Source organism: Arthrobacter gandavensis (assembly GCF_015355785.1).
Lineage (GTDB): Bacteria > Actinomycetota > Actinomycetes > Actinomycetales > Micrococcaceae > Arthrobacter_B > Arthrobacter_B gandavensis_A.
Window position 1 is genome coordinate 701,151 of the sequence record NZ_JADKYW010000006.1, and the last position, 26,724, is coordinate 727,874.

The following is a 26,724-nucleotide window of genomic DNA, read 5'->3' on the forward strand; positions in this document are numbered from 1 at the left end:
AAGCCGCGGTACCACCTCGCTTGCCGCCGTCGTACTCCCGTTGCTGGCGGGTGGGCGACGGCTGCCGCTCATTGACTGCTGTGACGGGCTTACCCGTCCGGTTCTACTGGGCGCCGGGATCGGCACTGTTCTTCCGGAAGCTCACCGGTGATGGCCGGGTCAAAGCTGCTTGGGCCAGTTTAGGCCACGGCCGGGGCGTCTGTCGAAGCCCCGGCCCGCCGCGGCCTAGCGGCGGATGACCTTGTGCTGCGCGGCCTGTGCCACCGGGCGGATGACTACCTGGTCAAGGTTGACGTGGTGCGGCGCGTTCAGGGCGTAGGCCATGACGTCCGCGACATCCCCGGCCGTGAGCGGCTTTGCGACGCCGGCGTAGATCTTCTCGGCCGCAGCGGGGTCGCCGAGCCGGTTCAGGGAGAACTCTTCGGTCTTGACCATGCCGGGCAGAATCTCGATGACGCGCACGTTGTGCTGGGCCTCTTCCAGCCGCAGTGCCTGGGTCAGTGCTTCTTCTCCGGCCTTGGCAGCACAGTAGCCCGCTCCGCCTTCGTAGGCTGCGAGAGCGGCGGTGGAGGTCAGCATGAGGATGGATCCTTCGCCGTTTTTCCGCAGCGCGGGCAGGAAGGCCTGCGTGACGTTCAGCGCGCCAAGGACGTTGACGTTGTACATCCGGACCCAGTCCTCCGGATTGCCGGTGGCCACCGGGTCCATTCCGAATGCGCCGCCTGCGTTGTTCACGATGGCGTCCACTCCCCCGTCGGCCAGCACGGTCTGGGCCATGGCATCCACGGACTCACGGTCGGTGACGTCGCAGGCGATGACCCGGGCGCCGGTTTCCTCTGCGAGGTCTTTCAGCCGGTCTTCCCGCCGGGCGACGGCGACTACGTCCCAGCCTGTCTGCCGCAGGGCACGGACCGCTGCCGCACCGATTCCCGAGCTTGCTCCGGTTACTACCACGCGCTTGTTTGTCATGACGGCTACCCTAGCGAACCGCCGTCCCGTTGACGTGGCTGCGCGTCGTGCTGTGTCGCGGCCGAGGTGTTCTGCGTGGCACGGTTTCCCAGCCACCGTTGCTGGTGTGGCCGCCGGGGTCCGCGCCCGCGCGGTTTCCCAGCCACCGTTGCTGGTGTGGCCGCCGGGGTCCGCGCCCGCGCGGTTTCCCAGCCTCCGTTGCTGGTGTGGCCCTCGGGGGTCCCATCCGTAGCCATGCTTAACGACGGTTGGGATTCAGTGCGCGCTGTGGGTCCGCGCGACTCAGGAACTGAGGATTCAGGCTCGGGCCAAGGCGGCACGGACCAGACGGATGAACTCTTCCGGGCTGCGCAGGATCATCTCCGCTGTGATGCGCAGGGTTTTGTATCCACGGGCGGTGGCCTGGTTCCATCGGGCCCGGTCATTCCGGTACTCAGTACGGCCGCTGTGGAACTCGTACCCGTCCAGCTCGATGATGAGCCGGCCTCCGACCAGGAAATCCACACGTCCTACGCCGTCGACCAACACCTCTCTCTGGACCGGGAACCCCGCTGCGCACAGATGGTAGCGGGCACAAACTTCCAGCGGAGAGGCCGTCTTCCGGCTTATTCCCTCCAGAAGTGCACGAACCCGCCAGTCCTGAGGCCGGTCGAAGGCATGGATGAGGGCGGCCTTCGAGACAGCGTTACGGGCGACGGCTGATTCGGCTATCACCAGGGCCTGCAGCGGAGGAAGACACCGAAAGGCGTCCAGGACGACGGCCGTCGGTAAACACACCAGTCTCGCCGCCGACCTTCTACCCCGATGCAGCCGGATTTCGGGAACGTCGACCATCTTGTCTGCCCGCAGGTGGAGCACCTCCGGCGGTTCCAGAACCCACCAGCCTTGAAGTTGCGCAGCGGAGACACAGGTCAGGGAGGTACCCAGCGAGGCGGCGGCAACCAGCTCAGCCGGTGCGCCTTCTAGCCTGTAGTACCCGCGGCCAGCGCGCTGCAGGACGCCACCGCGATGTACAGCCGCAACCTTCGAACGGCCAAACCCGTTGGCTGCGAGCGCACCGACGCTGACTACCCCGTAGTGCGCCCGGCACACTGCTTCTATCGGATCTACCGTTTCCATCGCCTGCACCGTCCCAGCCTGACCGACTGAACGGTCCCGTGCGCCGTCGGGCGGCCTTGTGTGGATTGCCAGGGCATTCCGGCCCGAAGGAGACCGTCTGTGCAGGGACGGAGGACGCCGATACGGGGCTCAAACTTCACGGTTTCCCACCGCTGGTTACGTGTGCCGGCAGGCGGGACCCCATCCGTCCCGGCCGCAACGAGGACGGGGAACCTGCGCAAGCCTGCTTGGAAGCCAGCATGGTCACCCCGTGCCCTCGGCCGCAGGACGCCCTGACCGGACACCGGCACCGGACCGGACCGGACCGGACCGGCACCGGACCGGACCGGCACCGGACCGGCACCGGCACCGGCACTGGACCGGACACCGGCGCCGGACCACGGGGAACCTGCGCCCGCCGGCACGGGTCCCCCTCACAGTCGGCTCGGGACGCCGGAACCGGACCCCGGAACCGGACCAGGGAGAACGCTGTGCGAAGCTTGTTCCATGCCGCGCGCCGACAAAATCCCAGCCTGGGCCCGCCGCACGGGCATTGAAGTTTCCGGCTGGACCCTGATCGCTCTCGGCGCTGCCGCTCTGGTCTTGCCTGGTCCCGGCCTGCTGATGCTCGTCGCCGGGCTTGCGATCCTTTCCCTGCGTTACGCCTGGGCTGACAGGTGGCTGCACCCGGTGAAGGTCCAGGCCTACCGCGCTGCTGAACAGGGCGTGCGGTCCTGGGTCCGGATCGTGATCGCGCTCGCCGGTGCCCTGACCCTGATCGCCGCCGGCATCACCTGGGGCCTCTGGCGCAGTGTTCCCGCCTGGTGGCCGCTGGAAGAGCGCTGGTGGCTCCCGGGCGGCTGGACCACCGGCACCGCCCTCATCCTCTCCGGCTGCATCGCCATTGCCCTAGTGGGCTACAGCTATGTGAGGTTCAGGCCCAGCAAATAGCTCCTCAGCACCAGTGCCTGATTTTCCTGCTCATTCCGGGCGCCGAAGAGAAGCACGGTATCCGGCCGGGAAGCGCAGGCGGCAGCGAAGCCGACTACCGCACCGTTGCCTTCCAACTCCCGGACATACCGCCCGGTGAAGCCTTGCCAGCGCTCGGGCCGGTGCCCGAACCATTCCCGCAGCCCGGTACTCGGGGCCGCATCCTTGAACCACTCGTCAAGCTCCGCCCGTTCCTTGGAGACCCCGCGGGGCCAGAGCCTGTCCACCAGCACCCGGAAGCCGCCGTCGGGCTCTGCGTAGATGCGCCGCGCGCGCCTGGGACGGATCAATTTCAGCCATGTAACGGACGCTAGGCCGTCCCGCCAGCACCCGGAAGGGAAGCAGACTTCCGCCGCCCGCGACACAGACGACGGCGGCACCGGCACCCATGGGAGAATGGCACCATGGCTGACAATATCCCGGGCACAGACACGCCCGCTGCGACCGTTTCCGTACCTGACAAACCCGCCCTGGAGGGGCTGGAAGAGACCCTGAGCCGCCGCTGGCGCGAGGAAGGCACCTACGCCTTCAACCCGGACACCGTCCGGGACGAGGTCTACTCGATCGACACGCCCCCACCGACCGCTTCCGGTTCACTGCACGTGGGACACATGTTCTCCTACACCCAGACCGACGTCCTGGCCCGCTACCAGCGCATGAAGGGAAAGAACGTCTTCTACCCCATGGGGTGGGATGACAACGGCCTGCCCACCGAACGCCGGGTGCAGAACTACTACGGCGTGCGCTGCGATCCCACGAAGTCGTACAACCCGGACTACCGTCCCCCGGCAACGGCACCGAAGAACCAGCGCGACTTCGATGTCATCTCCCGCCGCAACTTCATTGAGCTCTGCGAAGAGCTGGCCGTCGAGGACGAGAAAGTCTTCGAGAACCTGTTCAGCACCCTCGGACTGTCCGTGGACTGGACCCGCACCTACCGCACCATCGATGACCACTCGCGTGCCGTCAGCCAGCGGGCCTTCCTGGAAAACCTGAAGGCCGGCGACGCCTACATGGCCGAAGCCCCCACCCTGTGGGACGTCACCTTCCGCACCGCCGTTGCCCAGGCCGAGCTCGAAGACCGCGAACAGCCCGGCGCGTACCACCGGGTCAGCTTCCACGCGCCCGACGGCGAGAAGATCTTTATCGAGACCACCCGCCCGGAACTCCTGCCTGCCTGTGTGGCACTCGTGGCCCACCCCGACGACGAGCGCTACCAGCGCCTGTTTGGCACCACGGTGAAGTCCCCGCTGTTCGACGTCGAGGTCGAGGTCAAGGCGCACCCCCTGGCCAAACCGGACAAGGGCTCCGGCATCGCGATGATCTGCACCTTCGGTGACCTCACCGACGTCACCTGGTGGCGCGAGCTGAACCTGCCCACCCGCGCCGTGATTGGCCGTGACGGCCGCATCCTCGGCGACACCCCGGAGTGGATCACGGCTCCGTCCGCGCAGGAAAACTACGCAGCCGTCGCCGGTAAGACAGTCTTCAGCGCCAAGGAAGCGGTCGTGGAACTCCTCCGCGAGAGCGGCGACCTGGACGGCGAGCCGAAGAAGATCACCCACCCGGTCAACTTCTTCGAAAAGGGCGACAAGCCTCTCGAGGTTGTCACCAGCCGCCAGTGGTACATCCGCAACGGCGGCCGCGACGCCGACCGCCGTGACCGGCTGATTGCCCGCGGCAAGGAAATCGATTTCCATCCGGCGTTCATGCGTTCCCGCTACGAGAACTGGATCGAAGGCCTCAACGGCGACTGGCTGGTTTCCCGCCAGCGCTTCTTCGGCGTTCCGGTTCCGGTTTGGTACCCGCTGGATGCTTCCGGCAACCCGGACTACGACAACCCGATCCTGCCGTCGTTCGAGTCGCTGCCGGCGGATCCCGCTGCCGATCCGGCACCGGGTTACGAGGAGTCCCAGCGCAACCAGCCCGGCGGCTTCATCGGCGACGCCGACGTGCTGGATACCTGGGCCACTTCATCCCTGACTCCGCAGATCGTAGGCGGCTGGGGTGTGGACGAGGACCTCTTCGCCAAGGTGTTCCCGTTCGACCTGCGCCCGCAGGGCCATGACATCATCCGGACCTGGCTGTTCTCCTCCGTGGTCCGCGCCGACGCGCTGCAGCACGCCGCTCCGTGGAAGCACGCCGCTATCTCCGGCTGGATCCTTGACCCCGACCGCAAGAAGATGTCCAAGTCCAAGGGCAACGTGGTGGTCCCCACCGATGTGCTCAACGAGTACGGGTCCGACGCCGTCCGGTACTGGGCTGCCTCAGCGCGCCTGGGCGCGGATACGGCTTACGAGATCGCGCAGATGAAGATTGGCCGCCGCCTGGCGATCAAGCTGCTCAACGCCTCCAAGTTCGTCCTGAACCTGGGTGCCACCGAAGCCAACGTCGTCCGCGCTGATACCGCGGTGATCACCAACCCGCTGGACCAGTCGCTGCTGGTACAGCTCGTTGACGTGGTCAACAACGCCACCAAGGCGTTCGAGAGCTACGACTACGCACGGGCGCTGCAGATCACCGAGTCCTTCTTCTGGTCCTTCACGGATGACTACGTGGAACTGATCAAGGACCGCGCCTACGGTGCTGCCGGCGATGCCGAGCAGGCCTCGGTGCTGGCCACCCTGGCCACCACCCTGGATTCCCTGCTTCGGCTGTTCGCTCCGTTCCTGCCCTTCGCCACCGAAGAGGTCTGGGGCTGGTGGCGGACCGGATCTGTCCACCGCGCACCCTGGCCCACCGTTGACGGCCTGGCCGCCGGCGTCTCCAGCGCCGATGCAGCGATTCTCGGAACGGTTGCCCAGGCTCTGGGGGGTATCCGCAAGGCCAAGTCGGAGGCCAAGGTCAAGCAGCGCACCGAGGTGCTCAACGCAGCTGTTACGGCCCCGGCGGCCCAGGTCGAGCGGCTGCGTGCGGGCCTGCCGGACCTGCTGGCCGCGGGCAACGTGCGCAACCTTGAGTTGGTAGCCGGCGACGGCGAGCTGTCCGTCAGCGGCGTCGAGCTGGCTCCGGCGGAGTAGCCGGCACAAGCACAAAGTGCCCGGCCGGATTCAATCCGGCCGGGCACTTTTGTGTTCAGCTGTTCCGGTTAGTCGAAGTGCGGGTTCTCGGTGCGGCTGCGCTTGATCTCGAAGAAGTACGGGTTGGACGCCAGCGCCAGTGCGCCGTCGAACATCTTTCCGGCTTCCTCGCCGCGCGGGATCCGGGTTAGGACCGGGCCGAAGAACGCGGTGCCGTTAAAGGCGACGACAGGAGTGCCGACGTCGTCGCCCACCTTGTCGATGGCCTCCTGGTGGGAGGCACGAAGCTGGGTATCGAACTTGTCGGTGGAGGCAATCTCGGCCAGGTCCGCCGGCAGGCCCGCTTCGGCGAGGGACTCGGCGATGACGGCGTCGTAGTCCTTCATGCCCTGCACATGGATGCGGGTGCCCATCGCGTCATAGAGCCTCTTGATGTTCTGCGAACCGTGCAGCTCGGCTGCCGCGGTGATGACGCGCACCGGTCCCCAGGCCTTGTCGATCCGGGCGCGGTAATCCTCGGGAAGGTCGCGGCCTTCGTTGAGCACGGCGAGGGACATGACGTGCCATTCGGTACGCACGTCACGCACCTGCTCCACTTCGCCCATCCAGCGTGAGGTGACCCAGGCGAACGGGCAGGTGGGATCGAACCAGAAATCGGCAACAGCGGTATTCACGGGCTTGCTCCTCAGGAAAAATTAGGGCGGACGGAATCATGTCCCACTTGCGCCAGCGCGCAGTCAGGCCGACTTATTCCGCCGTTTCGCAATGACGTCGTGGGAAATGAGCGTCGGTTCGGCCTTCTCGGTGACCGCCTCAGGCGTGATCACCACGCGGGCTACGTCCTCCCGGCTGGGAAGGTCGAACATCACCGGCAGCAGCACTTCCTCCAGGATGGCGCGCAGTCCGCGGGCGCCCGTGCCGCGGCCCAGCGCCTGGTCGGCAATGGCGTCCAGGGCCTCCGGCTCGAAGACCAGCTCTACGCCGTCGAGCTGGAACATCTTCTGGAACTGCTTGACCAGGGCGTTCCTGGGCTCGGTGAGGATCTGGATCAGTGCCTTGCGGTCCAGGTTGGAAACCGTGGTGATGACGGGGAGGCGGCCGATGAATTCCGGGATGAGGCCGAACTTCAGCAGGTCCTCAGGCATGACGTCCGCGTAGGAGTCGGTGTCCTTGCTGGTCTCGTTCAGCGGAGCGCCGAAGCCGATGCCCTTGCGGCCTGAGCGGGACCCGATGATTTCCTCGAGTCCGGCGAACGCTCCGGCCACGATGAACAGGACGTTCGTCGTGTCGATCTGGATGAATTCCTGGTGCGGGTGCTTCCGCCCGCCCTGCGGCGGAACGGACGCTACGGTGCCTTCAAGAATTTTCAGCAGGGCCTGCTGGACGCCCTCACCCGAAACGTCGCGGGTGATTGAGGGGTTCTCGCTCTTGCGGGAGATCTTGTCGATCTCGTCGATGTAGATGATGCCCTGTTCGGCCTTCTTGACGTCGTAGTCCGCAGCCTGGATGAGCTTGAGCAGGATGTTCTCAACGTCCTCGCCAACGTAGCCTGCCTCGGTCAGCGCCGTGGCGTCGGCGACGGCGAACGGTACGTTCAGCCGGCGGGCCAGGGTCTGCGCGAGGTAGGTCTTACCGCAGCCGGTGGGGCCGATCAGCAGGATGTTGGACTTGCCGATTTCCACGTCCTCGGTGCCGACGGCGTCGCTGAGGTTGGCCGTCGAACGGCTGGCGTGGCCGGACTGGATGCGCTTGTAATGGTTGTAGACGGCCACGGCGAGGGAACGCTTCGCGGGTTCCTGGCCGATGACATATTCCTGCAGGGAATCGAAGATCTCCCGCGGCTTCGGCAGGACGAAGGAATCGCCCTCCGTCGTCTCCGAAAGCTCCTCTTCGATGATCTCATTGCAGAGTTCGATGCACTCGTCGCAGATGTAGACGCCGGGACCGGCGATCAGCTTGCGCACCTGCTTCTGGCTCTTTCCGCAGAAAGAGCACTTAAGCAGATCTGTGCTCTCACCAATGCGAGCCATAATTCAGTCCCCTTTAGATGGTCCTCGTCAGGCGGGCGCCGTGCCGAAGGAAAAACGTGCCGGAAGGAAAACCATGCCAGTCAACCATGTTCCACTCTAGGACACTTGGAGGGCGTAATCAGCAATTTCGGGCACGTGGTGCGGCTTTTTAGCTGCCGGCGGGCACGCGCCGCCGCCGGAGAAAGAACAGCCGCCCCCGTCCGTTGCTGGGCGGGGGCGGCTGGAATGATGCTGCTAGCCCTTGTTGATTGCCGGCGTCTTGATCTTGCGGGAGTCAAGAACCTGGTCAATCAGCCCGTACTCAAGGGCGGAGGCCGCGGTGAGGATCTTGTCCCGCTCGATGTCCCGGTTAACTTCCTCGGAGGTCTTGTTCGAGTGAAGAGCCAGGGTGTCCTCGAGCCAGGTACGCATGCGCATCACTTCGGCGGCCTGGATTTCCAGGTCGGACGCCTGTCCGCGCTCTCCGCCGCCGAGGGCGGGCTGGTGGATCAGCACCCGGGCGTTCGGCAGGGCAAGACGCTTGCCGGGGGTGCCGGCTGCCAGCAGGACGGCAGCCGCGCTGGCGGCCTGGCCCAGGCAGACGGTCTGAATCTCGGGGCGGATGTACTGCATGGTGTCGTAGATTGCAGTCATGGCCGTGAAGGAACCGCCGGGCGAGTTGATGTACAGCGTGATGTCGCGGTCCGGATCGGTGGATTCGAGGACCAGCAGCTGGGCCATGATGTCATCCGCGGACGCGTCATCCACCTGCACGCCGAGGAAGATGATGCGGTCCTCGAAGAGCTTGGTGTACGGGTCCTGGCGCTTGAAGCCGTAGGGCGTACGCTCTTCGAACTGCGGCAGTACGTAGCGGCTGGACGGCATCTGCGGTGCCATGCTGCCCGGGGTTCCAAAGTTGTGGTTCATTGCTCTACTCCTGAAGTCTGTGGTGCGCTGGCCGGCTGGAGGGCTGGACTAGTCCTGCTCGCCGTCCTGGTCCTGGTTGGTTCCGCCGCCGCCGGTGACGCCGCCGGCGTGAGCGGAGATCTTGTCGAAGAAGCCGTAGGCCAGGCCCTCTTCTGCGGTGAACCACTTGTCGCGGTCGTTGTCCTTCAGGATCTGCTCAACGGTTTGTCCGGTCTGCTCGGCGGTGAGCTCGGCCATGACCTGCTTCATGTGCAGGATCAGTTCAGCCTGGATCCGGATGTCCGAGGCGGTGCCGCCGATGCCGCCGGAAGGCTGGTGCATCAGGATGCGGGCGTGCGGCGTGGCGTAGCGCTTGCCCTTGGTGCCGGAGGAGAGCAGGAACTGTCCCATGGAGGCGGCCAGGCCGGTCGCAACGGTAACGACGTCGTTCGGGATAAACTGCATGGTGTCGTAGATCGCCATGCCGGCCGTGACGGAACCGCCGGGAGAGTTGATGTAGAGGAAGATGTCCTTCTCCGGATCCTCGGCCGAGAGGAGGAGGAGCTGGGAGCAGATTGCATTGGCGTTGTCGTCACGGACTTCCGAGCCGAGCCAGATGATCCGTTCCTTCAGCAGCCGGTTGTAGATGTAGTCATCCCGGCTGGCCGGGTCCACAGTAGCCATAGTGGGTGTGCTGGGTGCATTTGCCATACTGAGTGACCTCTCGCTCTGGCAGGAAACCTGGCTGGATGCGTCTGTGTGCGCCTCAAGCCGGCTCCCGCCGTTTATCTCTTCTTGGACACTAACCGTTCCTGCGGTCCTTTTGCTCCCGTTACACGCACTGTTCGCTGACGGCGCACGTTGCGCGTGTGCCGGATGCTGCGACGGGATTCGCCTCAGGAACGGGCCTAAACAAAAAGGAAGCACCGCAGCGTACTGCGGTGCTTCCTACTGCCTGCGCCCCGGAACGAATCCGGGGCTGGTTGAGGCTAAGCCTTTTCTTCGCCGGCTTCCTCGGCCGTTTCGGCAGCTGCTTCTTCACCTTCCGGGCGAACGAAGGCGGACAGGTCCACCTCGGCACCGGTGGTGTCGGTAACCTTGGCCAGCTCCAGCACCTTGGCAAGGGCCTTGCGGCGGCGGACTTCGCCAACCATCATCGGAACCTGGCCGCCCTGGTCGATCAGCTGGGCGAACTGGTTCGGATCCATGCCGTACTGGCCGGCCATGGAGACGATGTAGTCGATGAGCTCGTTCTGGTTGACGCCGACTTCTTCCTTGTCAGCGACAGCGTCCAGGATGATCTCGTTCTTGAACGCCTGCTCGGTGTTCTCGCGGATCTCGGCACGGTGCTCTTCGGTGTCGTGGTCTTCACCGGCGGTGTGTGCCGACTCGGAGTTGAAGTGCTGCTCCAGCTGCTCTTCAATGACGGACTCCGGTACCGGAACCTCGATCATTTCCAGAAGCTTCTCGAGGACCTTGTCTCGGGCTTCGACGCCCTGCTCCATGACCTTGGCTTCAGCGGCGCGCATGGTAAGGTCTTCGCGCAGTTCGGCGATGGTGTCGAACTCGCTGGCCAGCTGGGCGAAGTCGTCGTTGGCTTCGGGGAGCTCGCGCTCCTTGACGGCCTTGACGGTGACGGTGACCTCGGCGTCGGCTCCTGCGTGCTCGCCGCCGGCCAGCTTCGTGGTGAAGGTGGCGGACTCGTCGGTGGAAAGACCGGTCACGGCCTCGTCCATTCCTTCAAGCATGGTGCCGGCGCCAACCTGGTAGGACAGGTCCGCGGCGGAGTCGACCTCTTCGCCGTCAACCCTGGCCACCAGGTCCATGGTCAGGAAATCGTTCTCCGCGGCGGGACGGTCAACGCTCTTCAGCGTTCCGAAGCGGCCGCGCAGTTCGTCCAGTGCCTTCTCGACGTCGGCGTCGCCGGCCTCGGCGGGCTCAACGGTGACCTCGATGCCGGCGTAATCCGGCAGTTCGATCTCGGGGCGGATGTCCAACTCTACGTTGAAGACCAGCTGGCCCTCATCGGAGGTGGGGTCCGGAACTTCACTGATCTCGACCTCGGGGCGGCTGAGCGGACGGATGCCCGTCTCCTGGACTGCTGCCTGGTAGAAACCGTTCAGGCCGTCGTTGATGGCGGTTTCGAGGACGTAACCGCGGCCAACGCGCTGATCGATGAGCTTGTTGGGGACCTTGCCCTTGCGGAAGCCCGGGACCTGCACCTGGGTGGCGATGGTCTTGTAGGCCTCGTCGATGCTCGGCTTCAATTCCTCAAGCGGAACTTCTACGTTGAGCTTTACCCGCGTGGGTGTGAGGTTTTCTACAGCGCTCTTCACAGCGTTAGTTCTCCTGAGGGTTCTGGGGTTGGTCTGCACCGTCGTTTATACAGAGTCGGGGTGACAGGATTTGAACCTGCGACTTCCTGCTCCCAAAGCAGGCGCTCTTCCAAGCTGAGCTACACCCCGTCAGTGCACCTGACAGCCTACCGGCATTGACTTCCACATGCACAATTCCGAGGCGCCGGGACCCTCCGTTGCTGTCTCGGGATGGAGGGAAGCCGCCGATTATTCATCCGCCGATTTACCGTGCTAAGGTAAATCCTGCCTTACGGCGCCGGGGATGTAGCTCAATGGTAGAGCCTCAGTCTTCCAAACTGATTACGCGGGTTCGATTCCCGTCATCCCCTCCACGGAATTGTTCCGGACAGGCCCCTGTCCCACTCGGTGAAACCAACGGTTTCCGCAGGTGGGCAGGGGCTTTTTCGTGTCCGCTTATAGTTTCCCGTCAGCTTATAGTTTCCCGTCAGCCGGCCTGGCAGGAGGGGCACCAGTAGAGTTTCCGGGCCGCCATCTCTGTCAGGGCAACGCCCGTACCGCAGATCCGGCACGGCAAGCCTTGCCGCTTGTACACATAGTGGGCTTCCGGGACGGGGACCGGCTCGGTTTGATCGCTGCGGTGTTCGGGAAGGGTCGTCACAATGCGGCCCCGTGCAACGCCGTCGGCCATGACCTCGACGACGTCGTTCCAGAGTGCGTACGCCTGGTGCGGCTGCACAGACTTTCCCGCCGTCCACGGAGAGATGCGCTGCCGGAAGATCACCTCGGCCCGGTAGACATTACCCACCCCGGCCAGCACTTCCTGGTTCATCAGCAGCGCCGCTACGGGCGAGCCGCGGCTCGTCAGGCGGCGGGCGAAGTCACCGGCGCCGTCGTTTGCCCGCTGCAGCGGATCAGGCCCCAGCCGTGCCAGCACCACCTGCCGTTCCGCGTCCGTAATGACCTCACACGCCGTCGGGCCGCGCAGGTCCGCCCAGCCATGGTCCGAAACCAGGCGCACCCGGACGGCCCCTTTGGGCGGCGGCGGTCCCGTGTAGGTGCCCGCACCGCCGTCGTCAGGGGCTTCCTGCTCCCCCACCCGGCGCGGGGCACCGATGCTCGAGGCACCGCGGAAGGACTCATCCCCGCCGAAATCGAAAGCCCCGTACAGCCCCAGGTGGATCCGCAGGAACAGGTCGTTGTCGAACTCCAGGAAAAGCTGCTTGCCGTGCGCCTGTGCACCCGTCAGGACGCGGCCGTCGAGCTGGGCAGCTCCTGCAGCGAACCGCCCCTGGGGGCTGGAAACCTCCAGCGCCTGCCCGGCGAACACCGAGGTGAACTGCCGGGCAAGGCGGTGGATTGAATGCCCCTCAGGCATTAGCGCGCTGCGATGGTGCCGCTGGCTTCAAATTCGGCGATTTGCGCGATCCGCCGCACATGCCGCTCGGCGCCGCTGAACGGTTCGGAGAGGAACGCATCGATGATTCCAGTTGCTTCGGCGAGTGAATGCTGCCGCCCGCCGACGGCGACGACGTTGGCATCGTTGTGCTGGCGTGCCAGCCGCGCAGTGTCCAGGTTCCAGGCCAGGGCGGCACGGATGCCGCGGACCTTGTTCGCTGCGATCTGTTCTCCGTTGCCGGATCCGCCCAGGACGATGCCCAGGGCGTCGATCCCGGCTTTCTGGTCGGACACCACAGCCTGCGCTGCGTCGATGCAGAACCCGGGGTAGTCGTCCTCGGCGTCGTATCCCCTGGGCCCGTGATCTATGACGTCGTAGCCCTCGGCTGCAAGATGCTCCTGAAGGTGGGCACTGAGTTCAAGTCCGGCATGGTCGGTGGCGATGTGGACGCGCATGATTTCCGTTCATTAGATGTGGGGGGCCTTGCTGCCAGCACAAGCTTAACTTTTTTGCCTTCATGGAACGCAAACCGGTAACGGCGCGCGAACTCCGGTCGATAGCAGGGAGTGCAAGTGGTTTCGCTGGGAACGGGCTCGCCCGTCGGCAGGTCCGGCATTGGAGGGTTTCCAGCGAAACCACGTCCAATGCCCCGCGCCGTTTAGCTATGCAAGGATTCACCATTGAAAACCGGAAAACTCGCCCTTCTGGCAGCGCTGACGGGGGCCTTGGTCTTTGGCGGACTGACACCCGCGGGCGCCGTGAGCGGGGAGCCGCCCGTATCCTCGCCGGCAGTGGAAGCAACTCCGCCGGCAGCTGAGCCGGCCCCGTCGCCCGCCGAACTCCCCGCCCCGACCCCCGCAGCCACCGAACCCGCTCCGGAACCGAGCGACCCGGAGCCGTCCGAATCGGGTTCGCCCTCCCCGGGCACCGGAACAACGGACGATCCTGAGGAACTGGACGCAGAGGACGACGGCTACAAGTACGTCGAGGTTGGTGAAGGCCACGTTGTTCCCGGACCGGAAACTCCCCTCATCACCGAAGCGGACGGCAGCATCCGTTCAGCAGTAGACACCGAACACGAACACGTTGAGCCAATGCTGGCACGCGGCGGTGCAGCGAGCATGCTGGGTGCACCTGCCAGGGCCGGAAACATCAAGGTGACGCTGGTTCGCTCCACCGTCAACGGCAACGGGAACCTGGTCAATCTCGGTGCGGCTCGAAACTCCATTTACAGCGCCAACAACTACTGGCGCTCGATGTCCGACAATCGCCTGTCATTGTCCATTGCGTCGGAGCGGGTCCACTACAGTGCTTCCGCGAATGCCAGTGACGACTACGCGACCATGATGAACAAGATCGCCAGAGAACTGAAGTGGGTGGACAATCCGTACACGGCACTGGTGGTCTTCGTACCCACGGCGGACCTTAAGTCCGGAGGATACGGCGGCATCCTTGGCGGCGGATGGACAGTGGGGGGAACCGCCGGCAGGATTCTGATGCCCGCTCCTTCCTCATTCACCAACAACGTCGTTACGCATGAGGTTGGACACGTCCTGGGTCTCCTGCACGCAAATAGCCTGCAGTGCACCAATGGACGTTCAGACGTCGGCGCTGGATCTAGCGGCCGGTGGGCTGACGGCGCCTGCTCCAGCCGGGAGTACGGCGACACCACCGACCTCATGGGTTCGGCTCAGTACAACCAGCCCGTCATCAACTCTTATTTTTGGGACGCCGGCAATTTCGGGCGCGGTAATGAGGTTCTCAACGCGGGCCAGGCGGGTCTGCCCCGCACCTTCAACCTGAGTCCCTGGGGTGGAACGGCAGCGAACCGTGCAGTGAAATTTACTGACCCTCAATCCGGAGATGTGTACTACTTGGAACTTCGTCAGCCGGCGGGTTATGACGGGTACCTTCAGTCCGGCCCCTCGGGGAACCGCGGGGTAAAAATAGTGCGAGCAGACAAAGCCAATGCATGGGCCGTGAACTCCCTCATCATCCCTCCATCTACCCGCCCCTTCGCCGGTTACTACAACGGCAATCACGCTTGGCAGGCCGGCCAGACTTTCACGACCCACACCGGAACCACAGTGAAGATCAACTCGGTCAGTTCCGGTTCTGCTTCGGTCACCATTCAGGCGAAATCCGCCGAATGGCATATGAAGGGTGCGAGTCAGTCCGGGACGAAATTCGGCGTAGGAGCCGAGCACTACCTAACATGTGACTGGGACGGCGACGGAATTGCTACTCCGGCAATCTTCAGTCGCGGAAAGTGGACGATCCGCAACACTCTCTCAGCGACATCAGGGACCACCACTTTTTACTTCGGTGACACTGGCGACCAGGCGATATGCGGGGACTGGGATGGCGACGGCAAAGACACCCCCGGGGTCTACCGGCAGGGCAAGGTTTTTCTTAGGAACTCGAACAGCAGCGGCCCGGTTGACGGCTCCTTCTATTTTGGACAGCGTGGGGATATCGCGATTACAGGTGACTGGGACGGTGATGGGTGTGACACCTTGGGTGTCACCAGGCCCGAGGGCTGGAGTAACCGCTTTTACCTCACCAACAGCAACATTCGCCCTGCTACCCACGGCACATTCATATACGGGAACGCCGGAGACGTTCCTGTCGCCGGTGACTGGAACGGTGACGGCTTCTCTTCCGTTGGAGTACGCCGCTCGAACGTCTGGTACCTGAGCAACAGCAACCTGAGGCCCGTCGCCCAGCAAGTCTTTGCCTACGGCAATCCGGGAGACCTCCCCGTAACCGGCTCCTGGAAGCGCGGCCTGCCAGAAGGGGCAGGCATAGTTCGCTAGCCCCACTTGGCAGAACGGCCCCAAGTGAGAGATTGTTGCAATTGTTACTTTTGACGCCGGTGCCCTGAACCCGAGGGCACCGGCGCTCTATCTCTCCTTCGAAAGGCTCTTCCTTGCCAGGTATGAATCTCACCCGCGCTGAAGCGCGTGAACGGGCGGAACTGATCAGTGTCGATTCGTACGACATCAATCTGGACCTGACCCGCGGCGACGAAGTCTTCGGCAGCACCACCGTAGTGCGCTTTGCCGCAAAGCCGGGAGCCTCCACCTTCATCGATTCCGTGACAGCCAAGGTGCACCGCGTCACTCTCAACGGCGTGGGCCTGGACCCCGAGGAAGTCTCCGACGGCGTCCGCATCCAGCTCCCGAACCTGGCCGCCAGCAACGAGCTGGTGGTGGAAGCGGATGCGCTGTACATGAACACCGGCGAGGGCCTGCACCGGTTCGTAGACCCGGTGGACAACGAGGTTTACCTCTATTCCCAGTTCGAGGTTCCGGATTCCCGGCGGATGTTCGCCGTCTTCGAGCAGCCGGACCTGAAGGCCGCCTTCCGCTTCACGGTCACCGCTCCGGAGCACTGGGACGTCATCTCCAACTCCCCCACGCCCGAACCGGTCCGCGCCAGCGCGGAGGATGCCGAGAAGCCCGCAGCTACCTGGTCCTTCGAACCGACCCCGCGGATCTCTTCTTACATCACCGCCCTTATCGCCGGCCCCTACCAGTCCGTCCGCTCCGAGCTCACCAGTTCGGACGGCCGAACCATTCCGCTGGGTGTTTTTGCCCGCAAGTCCCTCATGGAGTATCTGGACGCGGAGAATATCTTCGAACTCACCCGCCAGGGCTTCGAGTTCTATGAAGCCCAGTTCGGCACGCCGTACCCGTTCGAAAAGTACGACCAGCTCTTCGTGCCCGAGTTCAATGCCGGCGCCATGGAGAACGCCGGCGCCGTGACGTTCCTGGAAAGCTACGTTTTCCGCGGCCGCGTCCCGGATGCCACCGTTGAACGCCGGGCCATCACCGTCCTGCACGAACTGGCCCACATGTGGTTCGGGGACCTGGTCACCATGCGCTGGTGGAACGACCTCTGGCTGAATGAATCCTTCGCCGAGTTCATGTCTGCCCTTGCAGCCGCCGAAGCCACCGAGTTCAAGCAGGCCTGGACCACGTTCGCATCCATGGAGAAGGCCTGGGCCTACCGCCAGGACCAGCTCCCAACCACCCATCCGATCGTCGCCGAAATCCGGGACCTGGAAGATGTCCAGGTCAACTTCGACGGCATCACCTATGCCAAGGGCGCATCGGTGCTGAAGCAGCTGGTGGCATGGGTTGGCCAGGACAAGTTCATGCACGGCGTCCGGGAGTACTTCGGCAAGCACTCCTGGGGCAACACCGAGCTCTCCGACCTCCTTTCCGAGCTGGAAGCCGCCAGCGGCCGCGACCTTGGCCAGTGGTCTGCACAGTGGCTGGAGACAGCCGGTGTCAACACGCTGCGTCCAGTCATCGAGACGGACGACGACGGCGCCGTCACCTCGTTCGCCGTCGCGCAGTCAGCGGTGGCCGAGTACCCGACGCTGCGCCCGCACCGGCTCGCCGTCGGTTTCTACAACACCGGTGAAGACGGGAAGCTTCGGCGCACGCACCGGGTGGAACTGGACGTTGACGGTGAGCTGACGCCGGTTCCCGAGCTGGAAGGCCAGAAACGGCCGGAGCTGATCCTGCTCAACGACGACGACCTTGCGTACGCCAAGATCCGCCTCGATGACGTTTCCTGGCGCCTGGCCACCCGGCGCCTGCGGGACATCGCCGATTCGCTGCCGCGCACCCTCGTCTGGGCTTCGGCTTGGGACGCTACCCGCGACGGTGAGATTCCGGCACGCAACTACGTTGAACTGGTGCTGCAGAACATTGCCTCGGAATCGGATTCCTCCGTGGTGCAGGTCCTGCTTCGCCAGCTGGCGACGACGCTGACCTTCTACGTCGCACCGCAGGACCGTGAGCCCATGACCGCTGCTGCTGCTGACAGCCTCTGGGACCTGGCCCGGGCCGCCGCTCCGGGCTCCGATTCCCAGCTGCAGTTCGTCAAGGCATTTGCCGCGCACGCCCAGACACCCGGGCAACTGGACGCAGTGGCTGCGCTGCTCTCGGCTGACCTGGTCCTGGAAGACCTGGAAGTCGGCTCCGACCTGCGCTGGGAGCTCCTCACCGCGCTCGTAGCCGGTGGACGGATGGGCGAGGCAGAGATCGCCGCCGAACTGGACCGCGACGCAACGGCCACCGGCCAGCTCGCAGCCGCCGGCGCACGGGCTGCCCTTCCGACGGCCGATGCCAAGGCCGCGGCATGGGACGCAATCGTGGTGCGTTCGGACCTGCCCAACGCCGCACAGCGTGCAGCAATCGGCGGATTCAGCCGGGTCCACGACACGACGCTTCTCGAGCCGTATTCTCAGCGTTACTTCGATTCGCTGCGTGACGTGTGGGCATCGCGAACCCACGAAATCGCACAGCAGATCGTCGTCGGTCTCTATCCGGCGCGGCTCACCACCCAGGAGACCGTCGACCGCACCGATGCTTTCCTGGATTCGCTCGGAGATGAAGCACCGGCACTGCGCCGGCTGCTGCTGGAAAACCGCGACGGCGTCGTCCGGGCCCTGAAGGCCCAGGCGGCGGACCGCTAGGCGGTTCGTTCTCTGCATTCCGCGTTTCCGTGCCGTACCCCGGGCCCAGCTGCTGGGGTCGGGGTCCGGCACGGTAGCTTAAAGCTGTGAACCTCTCAGAACACCGCTACGGCGTATCCCTGGAATGGACCGGCAACCGGGGTACCGGCACGCAGACCTACCGCGGTTACGGCCGCGACCACGTGCTCCGCGCACCGGGCCTGCCGGACCTGCCCGGAACAGCGGATCCGACCTTCCACGGCGACCGTGACCGCTGGAACCCGGAGCAGCTCCTGCTCTCCGCACTCGCCCAGTGCCACATGCTTTCCTACCTCCACGTGGCGGTGAAGAACGGGATCAGCGTCGTGTCCTACTCGGACGACGCCGAGGGGACGCTGCGCCTGAACCGGGACGGCAGCGGCGAGTTTACTTCCGTGCTGCTGCGTCCCGCAGTCCGTATCTCCGAGGGCTCGCCGGAGCTTGCCACTGCTCTGCATGAGGAAGCACACCGGCTGTGCTTCATTGCCCGCAGCGTGAACTTTCCGGTGGAACACCTGGCCCGCACGATCTCCTGACGGCCACCGCCGGCAGCCATTCGGCGCGCGGTCCGGCAGTAGGCTATAGACAGGACACCTCCCCCACAAACCAAAGGACATCCAGCACCCGTGCAGCTATCGGCAACGACTGACACCCCACGCATTGAAGTGAGCGAGTTCGACTTTAGCGGACTCCTCGAAGGCGGGATCATCATCCTGGCCGCCATGATTCTGTGGCTGGTGGCCCGCTTCCTGATTTCGAAAGTAGTAGCCCGCGCCCAGAAAGGCTCCACCCTTCTGCGGTCCCAGCGCCTGCGCTGGGCACAGCCGGTGATGCGCAACCTTGACAACAAGAGGCGCGCACAGCGTGCGGACACCATTGGTGCCCTGCTGCGCAGCTCTGTGAGCGTGGCGATCTGGACGGTTGCGTCCATCATGGTGCTGGGCGCCATTGGCATCAACATTGCACCGCTGATCGCCAGCGTCGGCATCGTGGGCATCGCCCTGGGCTTCGGCGCCCGCGAAGTTATCCGTGATGCCCTGGCCGGTTTCTTCATCAGCATCGAAGACCAGTACGGCATCGGTGACGTGATTGAGGTGGGGGCCATAACCGGCACCGTCCAGTCCGTCGGAATTCGCATTACCCGCCTTGTCGATGAACGCGGGGTGATCTGGTACATCCGCAACGGTGAACTGGCCATGATCGGCAACCGGTCCCAGGGCACCTACGTCCCCCCGCTGGAACCCGCCGCAGCCACCTCACAGGCAGCACAGGAAGAAGACAGCAAATGACCGAGCCGTCCCGTCCCGGGCCGTCACTGCCGCTGACGGCGGCCGCCCCCGGAACCGGTTTCAGCACCCCCGCCTACAACTTCTTCGAGGCTGTGGGCGGCCATGACACATTCGCAAAGCTCGTCGATGTGTTCTACGACGGCGTCGCTGAGGACCCGCTGATGCGGCCAATGTATCCGGAAGAAGACCTTGGGCCGGCCAAGGAACGCCTGCTGATGTTCCTTGAGCAGTACTGGGGCGGACCCAAAACATATGGGGAACTGCGCGGCCACCCGCGCCTGCGCATGCGCCACATGCCCTTCGAGGTCACCCCGGCAGCGAGGGACGCATGGCTGCGCCACATGCGCGGCGCCGTCGACGCCCTCTCACTTGCACCGCTGCATGAGGCAACGCTCTGGGACTACCTTGAGCGCGCCGCGCACTCGATGGTCAACTCGGCCTAGAACAGGACCGACGGCGGACGCACCAGCACGTGTCCCGTGCTGGTGCTTAGCCGCTGCCAACGCCCGTTGCTGAACAGCGTGGCCGTACCCGTGCTCGGCAGGAACCCAAGGGTCAGGGCCGCGAACGCGGCGCCGGAAGGAAGCTGGGCGTTCAGTCCGGCGACCGGGTCGCTCCAGATGGGCACCCGAACGTTGCTGATCATGGCAGCCCCGGGGTTTTCCGGAATCCGTGCCGCCACCTCCCTAATGCCGCGGTGCGCCGCCTGCGCCAGCAGCGTCACGTCCATGTCTTCCCCTCGTTGCCATCCGGCACGGGGAGCACTGATCCCGGCCCAGTTTTCGGAGACTGTCATGGGCGGGACCGAAAGTTCCGTGCCGCCGTCGTCCAGACGGGCCAGCCGGTCCGCAACCGCCGAGAGCTGGACAGTGGTATCCAGCTCTGCCGGTACCGCCAGCGGCATGGCGCGCATGCCGATCACCGTTGGCATGGCTTCCCCCAGTACCCGGGGACGCAGCACACAGACGTACGCGGCCAGTACCCCGCCCACCGCCTGCAGCCGGACGGCGCCGTCATCAGCGCTGCGGGCCCGGGAAACGAAGTTGCGAAGGTCTGCGGTTACCTGGTGATCAGCGAGTACAAGGCTCGATGACTGGGTCATTTGACCGCTCCCGCTGCTGCCTGCCGGAACGGTACGTCCCCGCCGGCCCAGTCCGCCAGGACCTCCCGCTGCCGCTCCGAAAGCGCTGCCGGGCGTCCGGTATCCCGGCCAACCATAACCATGGCCGCTTCGGCAACGGCATAGACCGTACCGCCGTCATCATCGGTGAGCCGGAATCCGTAGGAGAAGCTTGACCTGCCCAGGGCACTGACCCAAATCTCCATCCACACCGGGTCCGGACGGTACATCAGCGGGGTCAGGTATTCGATTTCCTGCCGCACCACCAGTGTGGTGCCCGCTTCACGGGTCACCGAACGAAACGTTTCGGCGCCGCCGGCGCTCCCGGATCCGGGCAGCGGAACCAGCGACAGGCGAACCCGTGCTTCTTCCATGAACTGCACATAGCGGACGTTGTTAACGTGGCCGTTTGAGTCCTCATCGCCGAAGCGCAGCTGGATGGGAAAGCGATTGACAGACATGCCCCCATCTTCGCAGGAGAAACACTCCTGAAGCGAAAGCACCGTGCGCTCCGGGCCGCATGCTGGATGTGACGTTCGTCCGGCGCGGCCCGGGCCGGAGCCGAAATGTTGGGGCTAGCCTGCGGGTACGTCTAACCTCGGAATTGGCCCGCAGTACACCTGCGCACCGTGCTTGATGCATCCCGCCCGCTAGGAGACAGACCCACATGGCACCTGCCGAAGACTTTGACCCCACCGCAGCACTGATCGATCTGCTTGATCTCAGCGACGCCGGAGGGGCTAAAACCGACGAGGATATCTTCGTAGGCAGCTCCCAGCAGGAACCGCGCAAGAGGGTCTTCGGCGGGCAGGTCCTGGGCCAGTCACTGGTGGCGGCCGCCCGCACCGTCTCCTCCGACCGGCTGATGCACTCGATGCACGGTTACTTCCTGCGCCCGGGAGACACCGAGCTCCCCATCACCTTCGGCGTGGAGCGACTCCGTGACGGCCGGTCGTTTTCGGCCCGGCGGACACATGCGTACCAGAACGGCGTGCCGATTCTGTCCCTGATCGCCTCCTTCCAGATTCCCGACGAGGGCGTGGACCATCAGGAGCCGATGCCCGAAGGCATCCCCGAGCCTGAATCGCTGCCGACCACAGCGGACCTTCTCTCCGGGTTTGACCACCCGGTGGCCAAGGCGTGGTCCTATTACCGGCCGATGGATATCCGCCATGTTTCGCAGCCGGTCTACTTCCGGGCGGACCCCGATCGGACCGCGCGCAACGCCGTATGGATGAAGACCTTTGGCCCCATGCCGGATGACCAGAACCTTCACCGCGCGGCGCTTGCCTACGCTACCGATTACACCATCCTGGAACCGGTCCTGCGCCGGCATGGGATCTCCTGGGCCACGCCCGGAATGTCCGTCGCCAGCCTGGACCACGCCATGTGGTGGCACCGGCCGCTGCGCGTTGACGAGTGGCTGCTTTACGTGCAGGAATCCCCCAGTGCTTCCGGCGCACGCGGACTGTCCTCGGGCCGCATCTTCAACCGCAGCGGCGAGCTTGTGGCAACTATCGCCCAGGAGGGGATGCTTCGCCTGCCGGACCTTTCTGCAGCCGGATAACCTGTCGTTGCCTCAACGAGAAAGCGCCCTGCCGGACGGCGGGGCGCTTTCTCGTGTAACCAGCGGTCAGGAACCGCAGACTAGTCGCGGGTTAGGCGGCGGTGCGTAACGCGGTGCGGCTTGGCCGCGTCTGCGCCGAGGCGCTCCACCTTGTTCTGCTCATAGGCTTCGAAGTTGCCTTCGAACCAGTACCAGTTGGACGGGTTCTCGTCGGTCCCTTCCCACGCGAGGATATGCGTGGCGACGCGGTCCAGGAACCAGCGGTCGTGCGAGACCACAACGGCGCAGCCGGGGAATTCAAGCAGCGCGTTCTCAAGGCTGGAAAGTGTTTCGACGTCGAGGTCGTTAGTGGGCTCATCGAGCAGCAGCAGGTTTCCGCCCTGCTTCAGGGTCATGGCCAGGTTCAGGCGGTTGCGCTCACCGCCGGAGAGCACACCGGCCTTCTTCTGCTGGTCCGGGCCCTTGAAGCCGAAGGCTGAGACGTAGGCGCGGGAAGGCATTTCAACCTGGCCGACCTGGATGAAGTCATGTCCGTCGGAGACGACTTCCCACAGGGTCTTGTTCGGATCAATGCCGCCGCGGGACTGGTCAACGTAGGAGATCTTGACCGACTCACCGATCTTCAGCTCGCCTCCGTCCAGCGGTTCGAGCCCGACGATGGTCTTGAACAGGGTCGATTTGCCGACGCCGTTCGGGCCGATGACGCCGACGATGCCGTTGCGGGGAAGCGAGAAGGACAGTCCGTCGATGAGCTTGCGGTCACCGAATCCCTTTTCAAGGTCCTTTGCTTCAAGGACCAGGGAACCGAGCCGCGGTCCCGGCGGGATCTGGATCTCTTCGAAGTCCAGTTTCCGGGTGCGCTCCGCTTCGGCTGCCATTTCCTCGTAGCGGGCCAGGCGGGCCTTGGATTTCGTCTGGCGGCCCTTGGCGTTTGAACGGACCCAGTCGAGTTCGTCGGCAAGGCGCTTGGCCAGCTTCTGGTCCTTCTTGCCCTGGACCTCGAGGCGGGCGCGTTTCTTCTCGAGGTAGGTCGAGTAGTTTCCCTCATACGGGTACAGGTGTCCGCGATCCACTTCAGCAATCCACTCGGCCACGTGGTCGAGGAAGTAACGGTCGTGGGTAACGGCCAGCACTGCGCCGGGGTAGGAGGAAAGGTGCTGTTCCAGCCAGAGCACGCTTTCGGCATCGAGGTGGTTGGTGGGCTCATCGAGCAGCAGCAGGTCCGGCTTCTGCAGCAGCAGCTTGCACAGGGCAACCCGGCGGCGCTCACCGCCGGAGAGAACGGTTACGTCAGCGTCCGGCGGCGGGCAGCGCAGCGCGTCCATCGCCTGTTCGAGCTGGGAATCGATGTCCCAGGCGTCGGCTGCGTCGATCGCTTCCTGCAGCTTGCCCATCTCTTCGAGCAGCGCGTCGAAGTCCGCGTCCGGCTGAGCCATCTCCTCGGAAATCTCGTTGAAACGCTGGATCTTCCCGTAGATCTCGCCGACGCCTTCCTGGACGTTGCCCAGGACGGTCTTCTCTTCGTTCAGGGGCGGCTCCTGCAGGAGGATGCCGACGGTGTATCCGGGGCTGAGCCTGGCTTCGCCGTTGGACGGGGTATCCAGTCCGGCCATGATCTTCAGGATGGTGGACTTACCCGCACCGTTTGGCCCCACCACGCCGATCTTGGCGCCGGGGTAGAAGGACATACTTACGTCGTCGAGGATAACCTTGTCGCCAACGGCCTTTCGGGCCTTGGTCATTGTGTAGATAAATTCCGCCATGTTCTCAGGCTAGTGCGTAGACGCCACTATGTGCCATTTTGAGCGGCGCCGGTCAGCGAGCGGATCGAGCCAGTCCTGGCCCGGAACGGAATCGGCGGCGTCCTAGCGGTCGTCGCCGAGCAGGCACTGGCCGCTGGCGAGTGCAGGCGCTGTGGTCATGGTGAGTGTCCCGCGTCTAATCTCCCCGATCAGGCACTCCGTGCCATCGGGCGCAGCCGAGACGATGGCGTCCACGGCCAAACCGGTTGGCGTGCCGTCCTGCGACACCTCCACTTCCTCGGCACTGAATCCGGCGCTGACCCAGGCTGAGCGCACGGCGTCACGGGACGGTTCGGGACTCTCCGCGACCAGTTCGGTCAATGCCGTCCCGGCCGCCTGGAACCGGTCCGGCAGCGGCGTGCCGTCCGATACCGCACCTGCCCCGGCGCCGGCGGAGGCATCCGTCGGCAAGGCTTGGCTGCTGTCCGCACCGGCACAGCCGGACAGGGCCGCCGCGAGCGCCACCGCTGCGGCCACCCCGGCCCACCGGCACCGTTGTACGCTCGACCCCGCCGTTGCCATCATGCTGACATTGTGCCATGCAGGGGTCAGTATGCCGCCGGCTCCGGTTCGACCGTCCGGGCTTCGTCCAGCTCCTCGCTGAGGCCTGCCACCGGGCTGCCTGTAAATCCATTCTCCGCACTGAGGAGTTCACCGGTCGACGGATCGACATCCCCCTCGAACGCGCCGTCGCTTCCCTCTGCGGATTCAGCAGCCACGGATCCGTCACCGACGCCGTGCAGCGGGGCCCTCTCCGCACTGTTTCGCCGGAAGTTGGCGGTTCCCCACATGAGGTCATGGCCAACTGAATCGGCGTCGATGTCTACTGTGGTCCCGCTGCGTCCGGCGTCCGTGGCCCACTGTCGTAGCCGGAGCCTTCCCGTGACGATGACGCGGTCGCCTTTGTGGATACTCACCCCGGCATTGGTAGCCAGCTGCCGGAACATGGACACCGAATACCAGTTGGTGTGGCCGTCCTGCCACAGGCCTGCTTCCCTGTCGAAGCGGCGTTCAGTAGTGCACATCCGAAAACCGGCAATCGCCAGCCCGCTGTCCGCCGTGGTGGTTCGGACCTCCGTTGCCACGAAGCCCCGGAGGGTGATGTTGTCCGTCATCGCTCTGCCCTTCTGCTGCCGTTCGGTGCCGGCGGTTGACCGGTTTCACTACTCTGGGCGCACGGGGCAGGAGCCGGTCTGAACCCGGCTGGAACCGTGGACACGGAGGACGCGAATCCTGAATCGGGCGGTGGTGTGGAGGAAGAGACGCGCCGCTGGCGGCGGGTCAGAGAAAGCTGAAGCCTCCAGGCAATGACGTCCTGGAGGCTTCAGCGGTTGGTGCCCCCGGCGCGACTCGAACGCGCAACCTACGGATTAGAAGGCCGTTGCTCTATCCATTGAGCTACGGGGGCAGACCAATAGATAATACTACGCACCGGCCGGACTCCCCCGCACCTGGACAGCCGCTCTGGTCTGCGGAAACACCCAAACAGGACACGGGAAAAAGTTTCTCGGAAAAATTCAATACATCTGCATCCAAACCGGGGATCCCGCGAGTAAAGGAGGTGTAGGCCACAAAGAGCCAGGGCACAGCACCCGGCACCGATATCAAGAGGAGAAGCCAATGCGCAGGACCACCACACTTTTCGCCGCAGCAGGACTGGCCGCCGCGGCAGGACTGGCCGCCGCACCCGCAGCTTCGGCAGCGGATGACGCCCAGCTCTCCGTGTTCCACGGCGTCCCGGACACGACTGTGGACGTGTACGTCAACGGCGAACTGACCCTTGACGACTTCACCCCGGGCAGCATGGCCGGCCCACTGTCGCTTCCTGCGGGCAGCTATGAGCTGGCCATTACCGCTCCGGATGCCGCGGATGCCTCCGCACCTATCATCGGCCCGGTGACCGCGGACCTGACCGCTGGCGGGAATTTCACGGCAGTAGCCAACCTTGGCGCGGACGGAACACCGACCGCCAACCTCTACACAAATGACACCTCCACCATCGAAGCCGGAAAAGCCGGCCTGACGGTCCGCCACGTGGCAGCAGCCCCGGAGGTTGACGTGCTGGCCAACGGCACGCCGGTTATTACCAACCTGGCCAACCCGGACGAGCAGACCCTGTCGGTGGATCCGGGAACAATTTCCGCTTCCGTCGCAGCAGCCGGAACCACCGAACCGGTAATCGGCCCGGCTGACCTGACTCTGCCTGAGGGCGTTCACACCATTGTTTACGCCTGGGGATCTCTGGACGCCGGCAACCTGGCCCTGGCGACCCAGACCATTGAGGGTATGGAAAGCGCTCCCAACGCAGTACCCGGCGCACTGCCCGCTGCCCAGGACAACAACGGCGGCATCATGCTCGCCGCCGCCGGCGGCCTGACGCTGATGGTCCTGGCCGGCACCGCTGTGGCGGCCCGACGCCGCAGCGCCGTGGACGCAAGCTCCACGGAGTAAGCCGCGGGGCGTGCACAGCACCCCCGCTAAGGGAAGAAGGTGCAGTGCGGCCGGCGGTTCGGCTGCACTGCACCTTCTTCGGCCCGTCCTTACTTCCCCGGATTTCTTCCACAGTTCGTTCCCGGCCGCACAAATGCCGGGAACCCAAAGAATCGAAAGGCCTTCCCACCATGCACCAGTCCGGGCGCTCCCGCAGGTACGTTGCCGCGTGGCTGGCAGCCGGAGCACTGGCCATGGGTTCCTGCGCTTCCGTCCCGGCCGCCAGTGACCCGGCGACCAC

General features: G+C 64.7%; 24 protein-coding genes and 3 tRNA genes. 10 read left to right on the forward strand and 17 right to left on the reverse strand.

The features are described from left to right. Window positions 1–225: 225 nt before the first annotated feature. Together ITX31_RS15035 and ITX31_RS15040 are read right to left on the reverse strand one after the other, a co-directional pair. Window positions 226–969, reverse strand: a complete 744-nt coding sequence (locus ITX31_RS15035; RefSeq protein ID WP_194784170.1) for an SDR family oxidoreductase — start codon at window positions 967–969, stop codon at window positions 226–228. Between the two features lie 297 nt (window positions 970–1,266). Further along, the gene (locus ITX31_RS15040) at window positions 1,267–2,088 is read right to left on the reverse strand and encodes an endonuclease domain-containing protein (RefSeq protein WP_194784171.1); all 822 of its coding nucleotides are present in this window, start codon (window positions 2,086–2,088) and stop codon (window positions 1,267–1,269) included. Window positions 2,089–2,574: 486 nt separating this feature from the next. On the opposite strand from ITX31_RS15040, the gene ITX31_RS15045 reads away from it, so the two are divergent. Further along, window positions 2,575–3,018, forward strand: coding sequence for a PGPGW domain-containing protein (locus ITX31_RS15045; protein ID WP_194784172.1), 444 nt, complete (start codon window positions 2,575–2,577; stop codon window positions 3,016–3,018). Here the strand turns inward: ITX31_RS15045 and ITX31_RS15050 are convergent. Next, window positions 2,991–3,347, reverse strand: coding sequence for a DUF488 domain-containing protein (locus ITX31_RS15050; RefSeq protein ID WP_228529371.1), 357 nt, complete (start codon window positions 3,345–3,347; stop codon window positions 2,991–2,993). The two genes, ITX31_RS15045 and ITX31_RS15050, sit on opposite strands and share 28 nt — an antisense overlap. Before the next feature lie 114 nt (window positions 3,348–3,461). Here ITX31_RS15050 and valS point away from each other — a divergent pair, with 114 nt between their 5' ends. Beyond that, on the forward strand, window positions 3,462–6,077 hold the full coding sequence (valS, locus tag ITX31_RS15055; protein ID WP_194784173.1) for a valine--tRNA ligase: 2,616 nt from the start codon (window positions 3,462–3,464) through the stop codon (window positions 6,075–6,077). Window positions 6,078–6,145: 68 nt separating this feature from the next. Here valS and ITX31_RS15060 read toward each other — a convergent pair whose 3' ends face one another. From ITX31_RS15060 to ITX31_RS15085, 6 genes are all read right to left on the reverse strand, one after another. Beyond that, window positions 6,146–6,751, reverse strand: a complete 606-nt coding sequence (locus ITX31_RS15060; protein WP_323745708.1) for a disulfide bond formation protein DsbA — start codon at window positions 6,749–6,751, stop codon at window positions 6,146–6,148. A 63-nt stretch (window positions 6,752–6,814) separates the two neighbouring features. Further along, window positions 6,815–8,107: an ATP-dependent Clp protease ATP-binding subunit ClpX gene (gene clpX / locus ITX31_RS15065; RefSeq protein ID WP_194784174.1), complete on the reverse strand. Its 1,293-nt coding sequence runs from the start codon at window positions 8,105–8,107 to the stop codon at window positions 6,815–6,817. Between the two features lie 234 nt (window positions 8,108–8,341). Continuing rightward, window positions 8,342–9,013, reverse strand: a complete 672-nt coding sequence (locus ITX31_RS15070; RefSeq protein ID WP_226802483.1) for an ATP-dependent Clp protease proteolytic subunit — start codon at window positions 9,011–9,013, stop codon at window positions 8,342–8,344. A gap of 48 nt (window positions 9,014–9,061) precedes the next feature. After that, entirely contained in the window at window positions 9,062–9,676 is a 615-nt protein-coding gene (locus ITX31_RS15075; protein WP_091604185.1) for an ATP-dependent Clp protease proteolytic subunit, read from the reverse strand. A 305-nt stretch (window positions 9,677–9,981) separates the two neighbouring features. After that, window positions 9,982–11,328 carry a trigger factor gene (tig, locus tag ITX31_RS15080; protein ID WP_194784175.1) on the reverse strand — a complete coding sequence of 449 codons (1,347 nt, stop codon included), beginning with the start codon at window positions 11,326–11,328 and terminating at the stop codon, window positions 9,982–9,984. 55 nt (window positions 11,329–11,383) lie between these two features. After that, window positions 11,384–11,457: transfer RNA gene (locus tag ITX31_RS15085), tRNA-Pro, on the reverse strand. A gap of 150 nt (window positions 11,458–11,607) precedes the next feature. On the opposite strand from ITX31_RS15085, the gene ITX31_RS15090 reads away from it, so the two are divergent. Beyond that, window positions 11,608–11,681 (forward strand) — tRNA-Gly (locus ITX31_RS15090). 113 nt (window positions 11,682–11,794) lie between these two features. Here ITX31_RS15090 and ITX31_RS15095 read toward each other — a convergent pair. After that, complete coding sequence (locus tag ITX31_RS15095; RefSeq protein ID WP_194784176.1) at window positions 11,795–12,685, reverse strand: Fpg/Nei family DNA glycosylase; 891 nt, start codon at window positions 12,683–12,685, stop codon at window positions 11,795–11,797. After that, the gene (locus ITX31_RS15100; protein WP_194784177.1) at window positions 12,685–13,161 is read right to left on the reverse strand and encodes a ribose-5-phosphate isomerase; all 477 of its coding nucleotides are present in this window, start codon (window positions 13,159–13,161) and stop codon (window positions 12,685–12,687) included. The genes ITX31_RS15095 and ITX31_RS15100 overlap by 1 nt, the downstream gene beginning before the upstream one ends. 225 nt (window positions 13,162–13,386) lie before the next feature. On the opposite strand from ITX31_RS15100, the gene ITX31_RS15105 reads away from it, so the two are divergent. The 5 genes from ITX31_RS15105 (at window position 13,387) to ITX31_RS15125 (ending at window position 19,947) form a co-directional block, all read left to right on the forward strand. After that, window positions 13,387–15,522, forward strand: coding sequence for a zinc-dependent metalloprotease family protein (locus ITX31_RS15105; RefSeq protein ID WP_194784178.1), 2,136 nt, complete (start codon window positions 13,387–13,389; stop codon window positions 15,520–15,522). 122 nt (window positions 15,523–15,644) lie between these two features. Next, window positions 15,645–18,197, forward strand: a complete 2,553-nt coding sequence (gene pepN, locus ITX31_RS15110) for an aminopeptidase N (protein WP_194784348.1) — start codon at window positions 15,645–15,647, stop codon at window positions 18,195–18,197. A gap of 86 nt (window positions 18,198–18,283) precedes the next feature. Further along, window positions 18,284–18,751, forward strand: coding sequence for an OsmC family protein (locus ITX31_RS15115; RefSeq protein ID WP_194784179.1), 468 nt, complete (start codon window positions 18,284–18,286; stop codon window positions 18,749–18,751). Between the two features lie 90 nt (window positions 18,752–18,841). Next, window positions 18,842–19,504, forward strand: coding sequence for a mechanosensitive ion channel family protein (locus ITX31_RS15120; protein WP_323745709.1), 663 nt, complete (start codon window positions 18,842–18,844; stop codon window positions 19,502–19,504). After that, complete coding sequence (locus tag ITX31_RS15125; protein WP_194784180.1) at window positions 19,501–19,947, forward strand: globin; 447 nt, start codon at window positions 19,501–19,503, stop codon at window positions 19,945–19,947. The genes ITX31_RS15120 and ITX31_RS15125 overlap by 4 nt, the downstream gene beginning before the upstream one ends. Here the strand turns inward: ITX31_RS15125 and ITX31_RS15130 are convergent. Then, window positions 19,944–20,606 carry a hypothetical protein gene (locus ITX31_RS15130; RefSeq protein ID WP_194784181.1) on the reverse strand — a complete coding sequence of 221 codons (663 nt, stop codon included), beginning with the start codon at window positions 20,604–20,606 and terminating at the stop codon, window positions 19,944–19,946. The two genes, ITX31_RS15125 and ITX31_RS15130, sit on opposite strands and share 4 nt — an antisense overlap. Continuing rightward, window positions 20,603–21,085: an acyl-CoA thioesterase gene (locus ITX31_RS15135; RefSeq protein ID WP_194784182.1), complete on the reverse strand. Its 483-nt coding sequence runs from the start codon at window positions 21,083–21,085 to the stop codon at window positions 20,603–20,605. The genes ITX31_RS15130 and ITX31_RS15135 overlap by 4 nt, the downstream gene beginning before the upstream one ends. A gap of 206 nt (window positions 21,086–21,291) precedes the next feature. Here ITX31_RS15135 and ITX31_RS15140 point away from each other — a divergent pair, with 206 nt between their 5' ends. Then, a complete protein-coding gene (locus tag ITX31_RS15140; protein WP_194784183.1) occupies window positions 21,292–22,191 on the forward strand; it encodes an acyl-CoA thioesterase in 900 nt (299 codons plus the stop codon). 80 nt (window positions 22,192–22,271) lie between these two features. On the opposite strand, the gene ettA is transcribed toward ITX31_RS15140, so the two are convergent. From ettA to ITX31_RS15160, 4 genes are all read right to left on the reverse strand, one after another. Then, window positions 22,272–23,954 (reverse strand): energy-dependent translational throttle protein EttA, encoded by a 1,683-nt coding sequence (gene ettA, locus ITX31_RS15145; RefSeq protein ID WP_194784184.1) that lies wholly within the window; start codon window positions 23,952–23,954, stop codon window positions 22,272–22,274. Window positions 23,955–24,056: 102 nt separating this feature from the next. Further along, entirely contained in the window at window positions 24,057–24,518 is a 462-nt protein-coding gene (locus tag ITX31_RS15150) for a DUF6993 domain-containing protein (RefSeq protein WP_194784185.1), read from the reverse strand. 23 nt (window positions 24,519–24,541) lie between these two features. Then, the gene (locus ITX31_RS15155; protein ID WP_194784186.1) at window positions 24,542–25,108 is read right to left on the reverse strand and encodes a single-stranded DNA-binding protein; all 567 of its coding nucleotides are present in this window, start codon (window positions 25,106–25,108) and stop codon (window positions 24,542–24,544) included. A gap of 217 nt (window positions 25,109–25,325) precedes the next feature. Continuing rightward, window positions 25,326–25,401: transfer RNA gene (locus ITX31_RS15160), tRNA-Arg, on the reverse strand. A 212-nt stretch (window positions 25,402–25,613) separates the two neighbouring features. Between ITX31_RS15160 and ITX31_RS15165 the strand changes: the two genes are divergently transcribed. After that, on the forward strand, window positions 25,614–26,444 hold the full coding sequence (locus tag ITX31_RS15165; RefSeq protein WP_194784187.1) for a DUF4397 domain-containing protein: 831 nt from the start codon (window positions 25,614–25,616) through the stop codon (window positions 26,442–26,444). The last annotated feature ends 280 nt before the right edge of the window (window positions 26,445–26,724 follow it).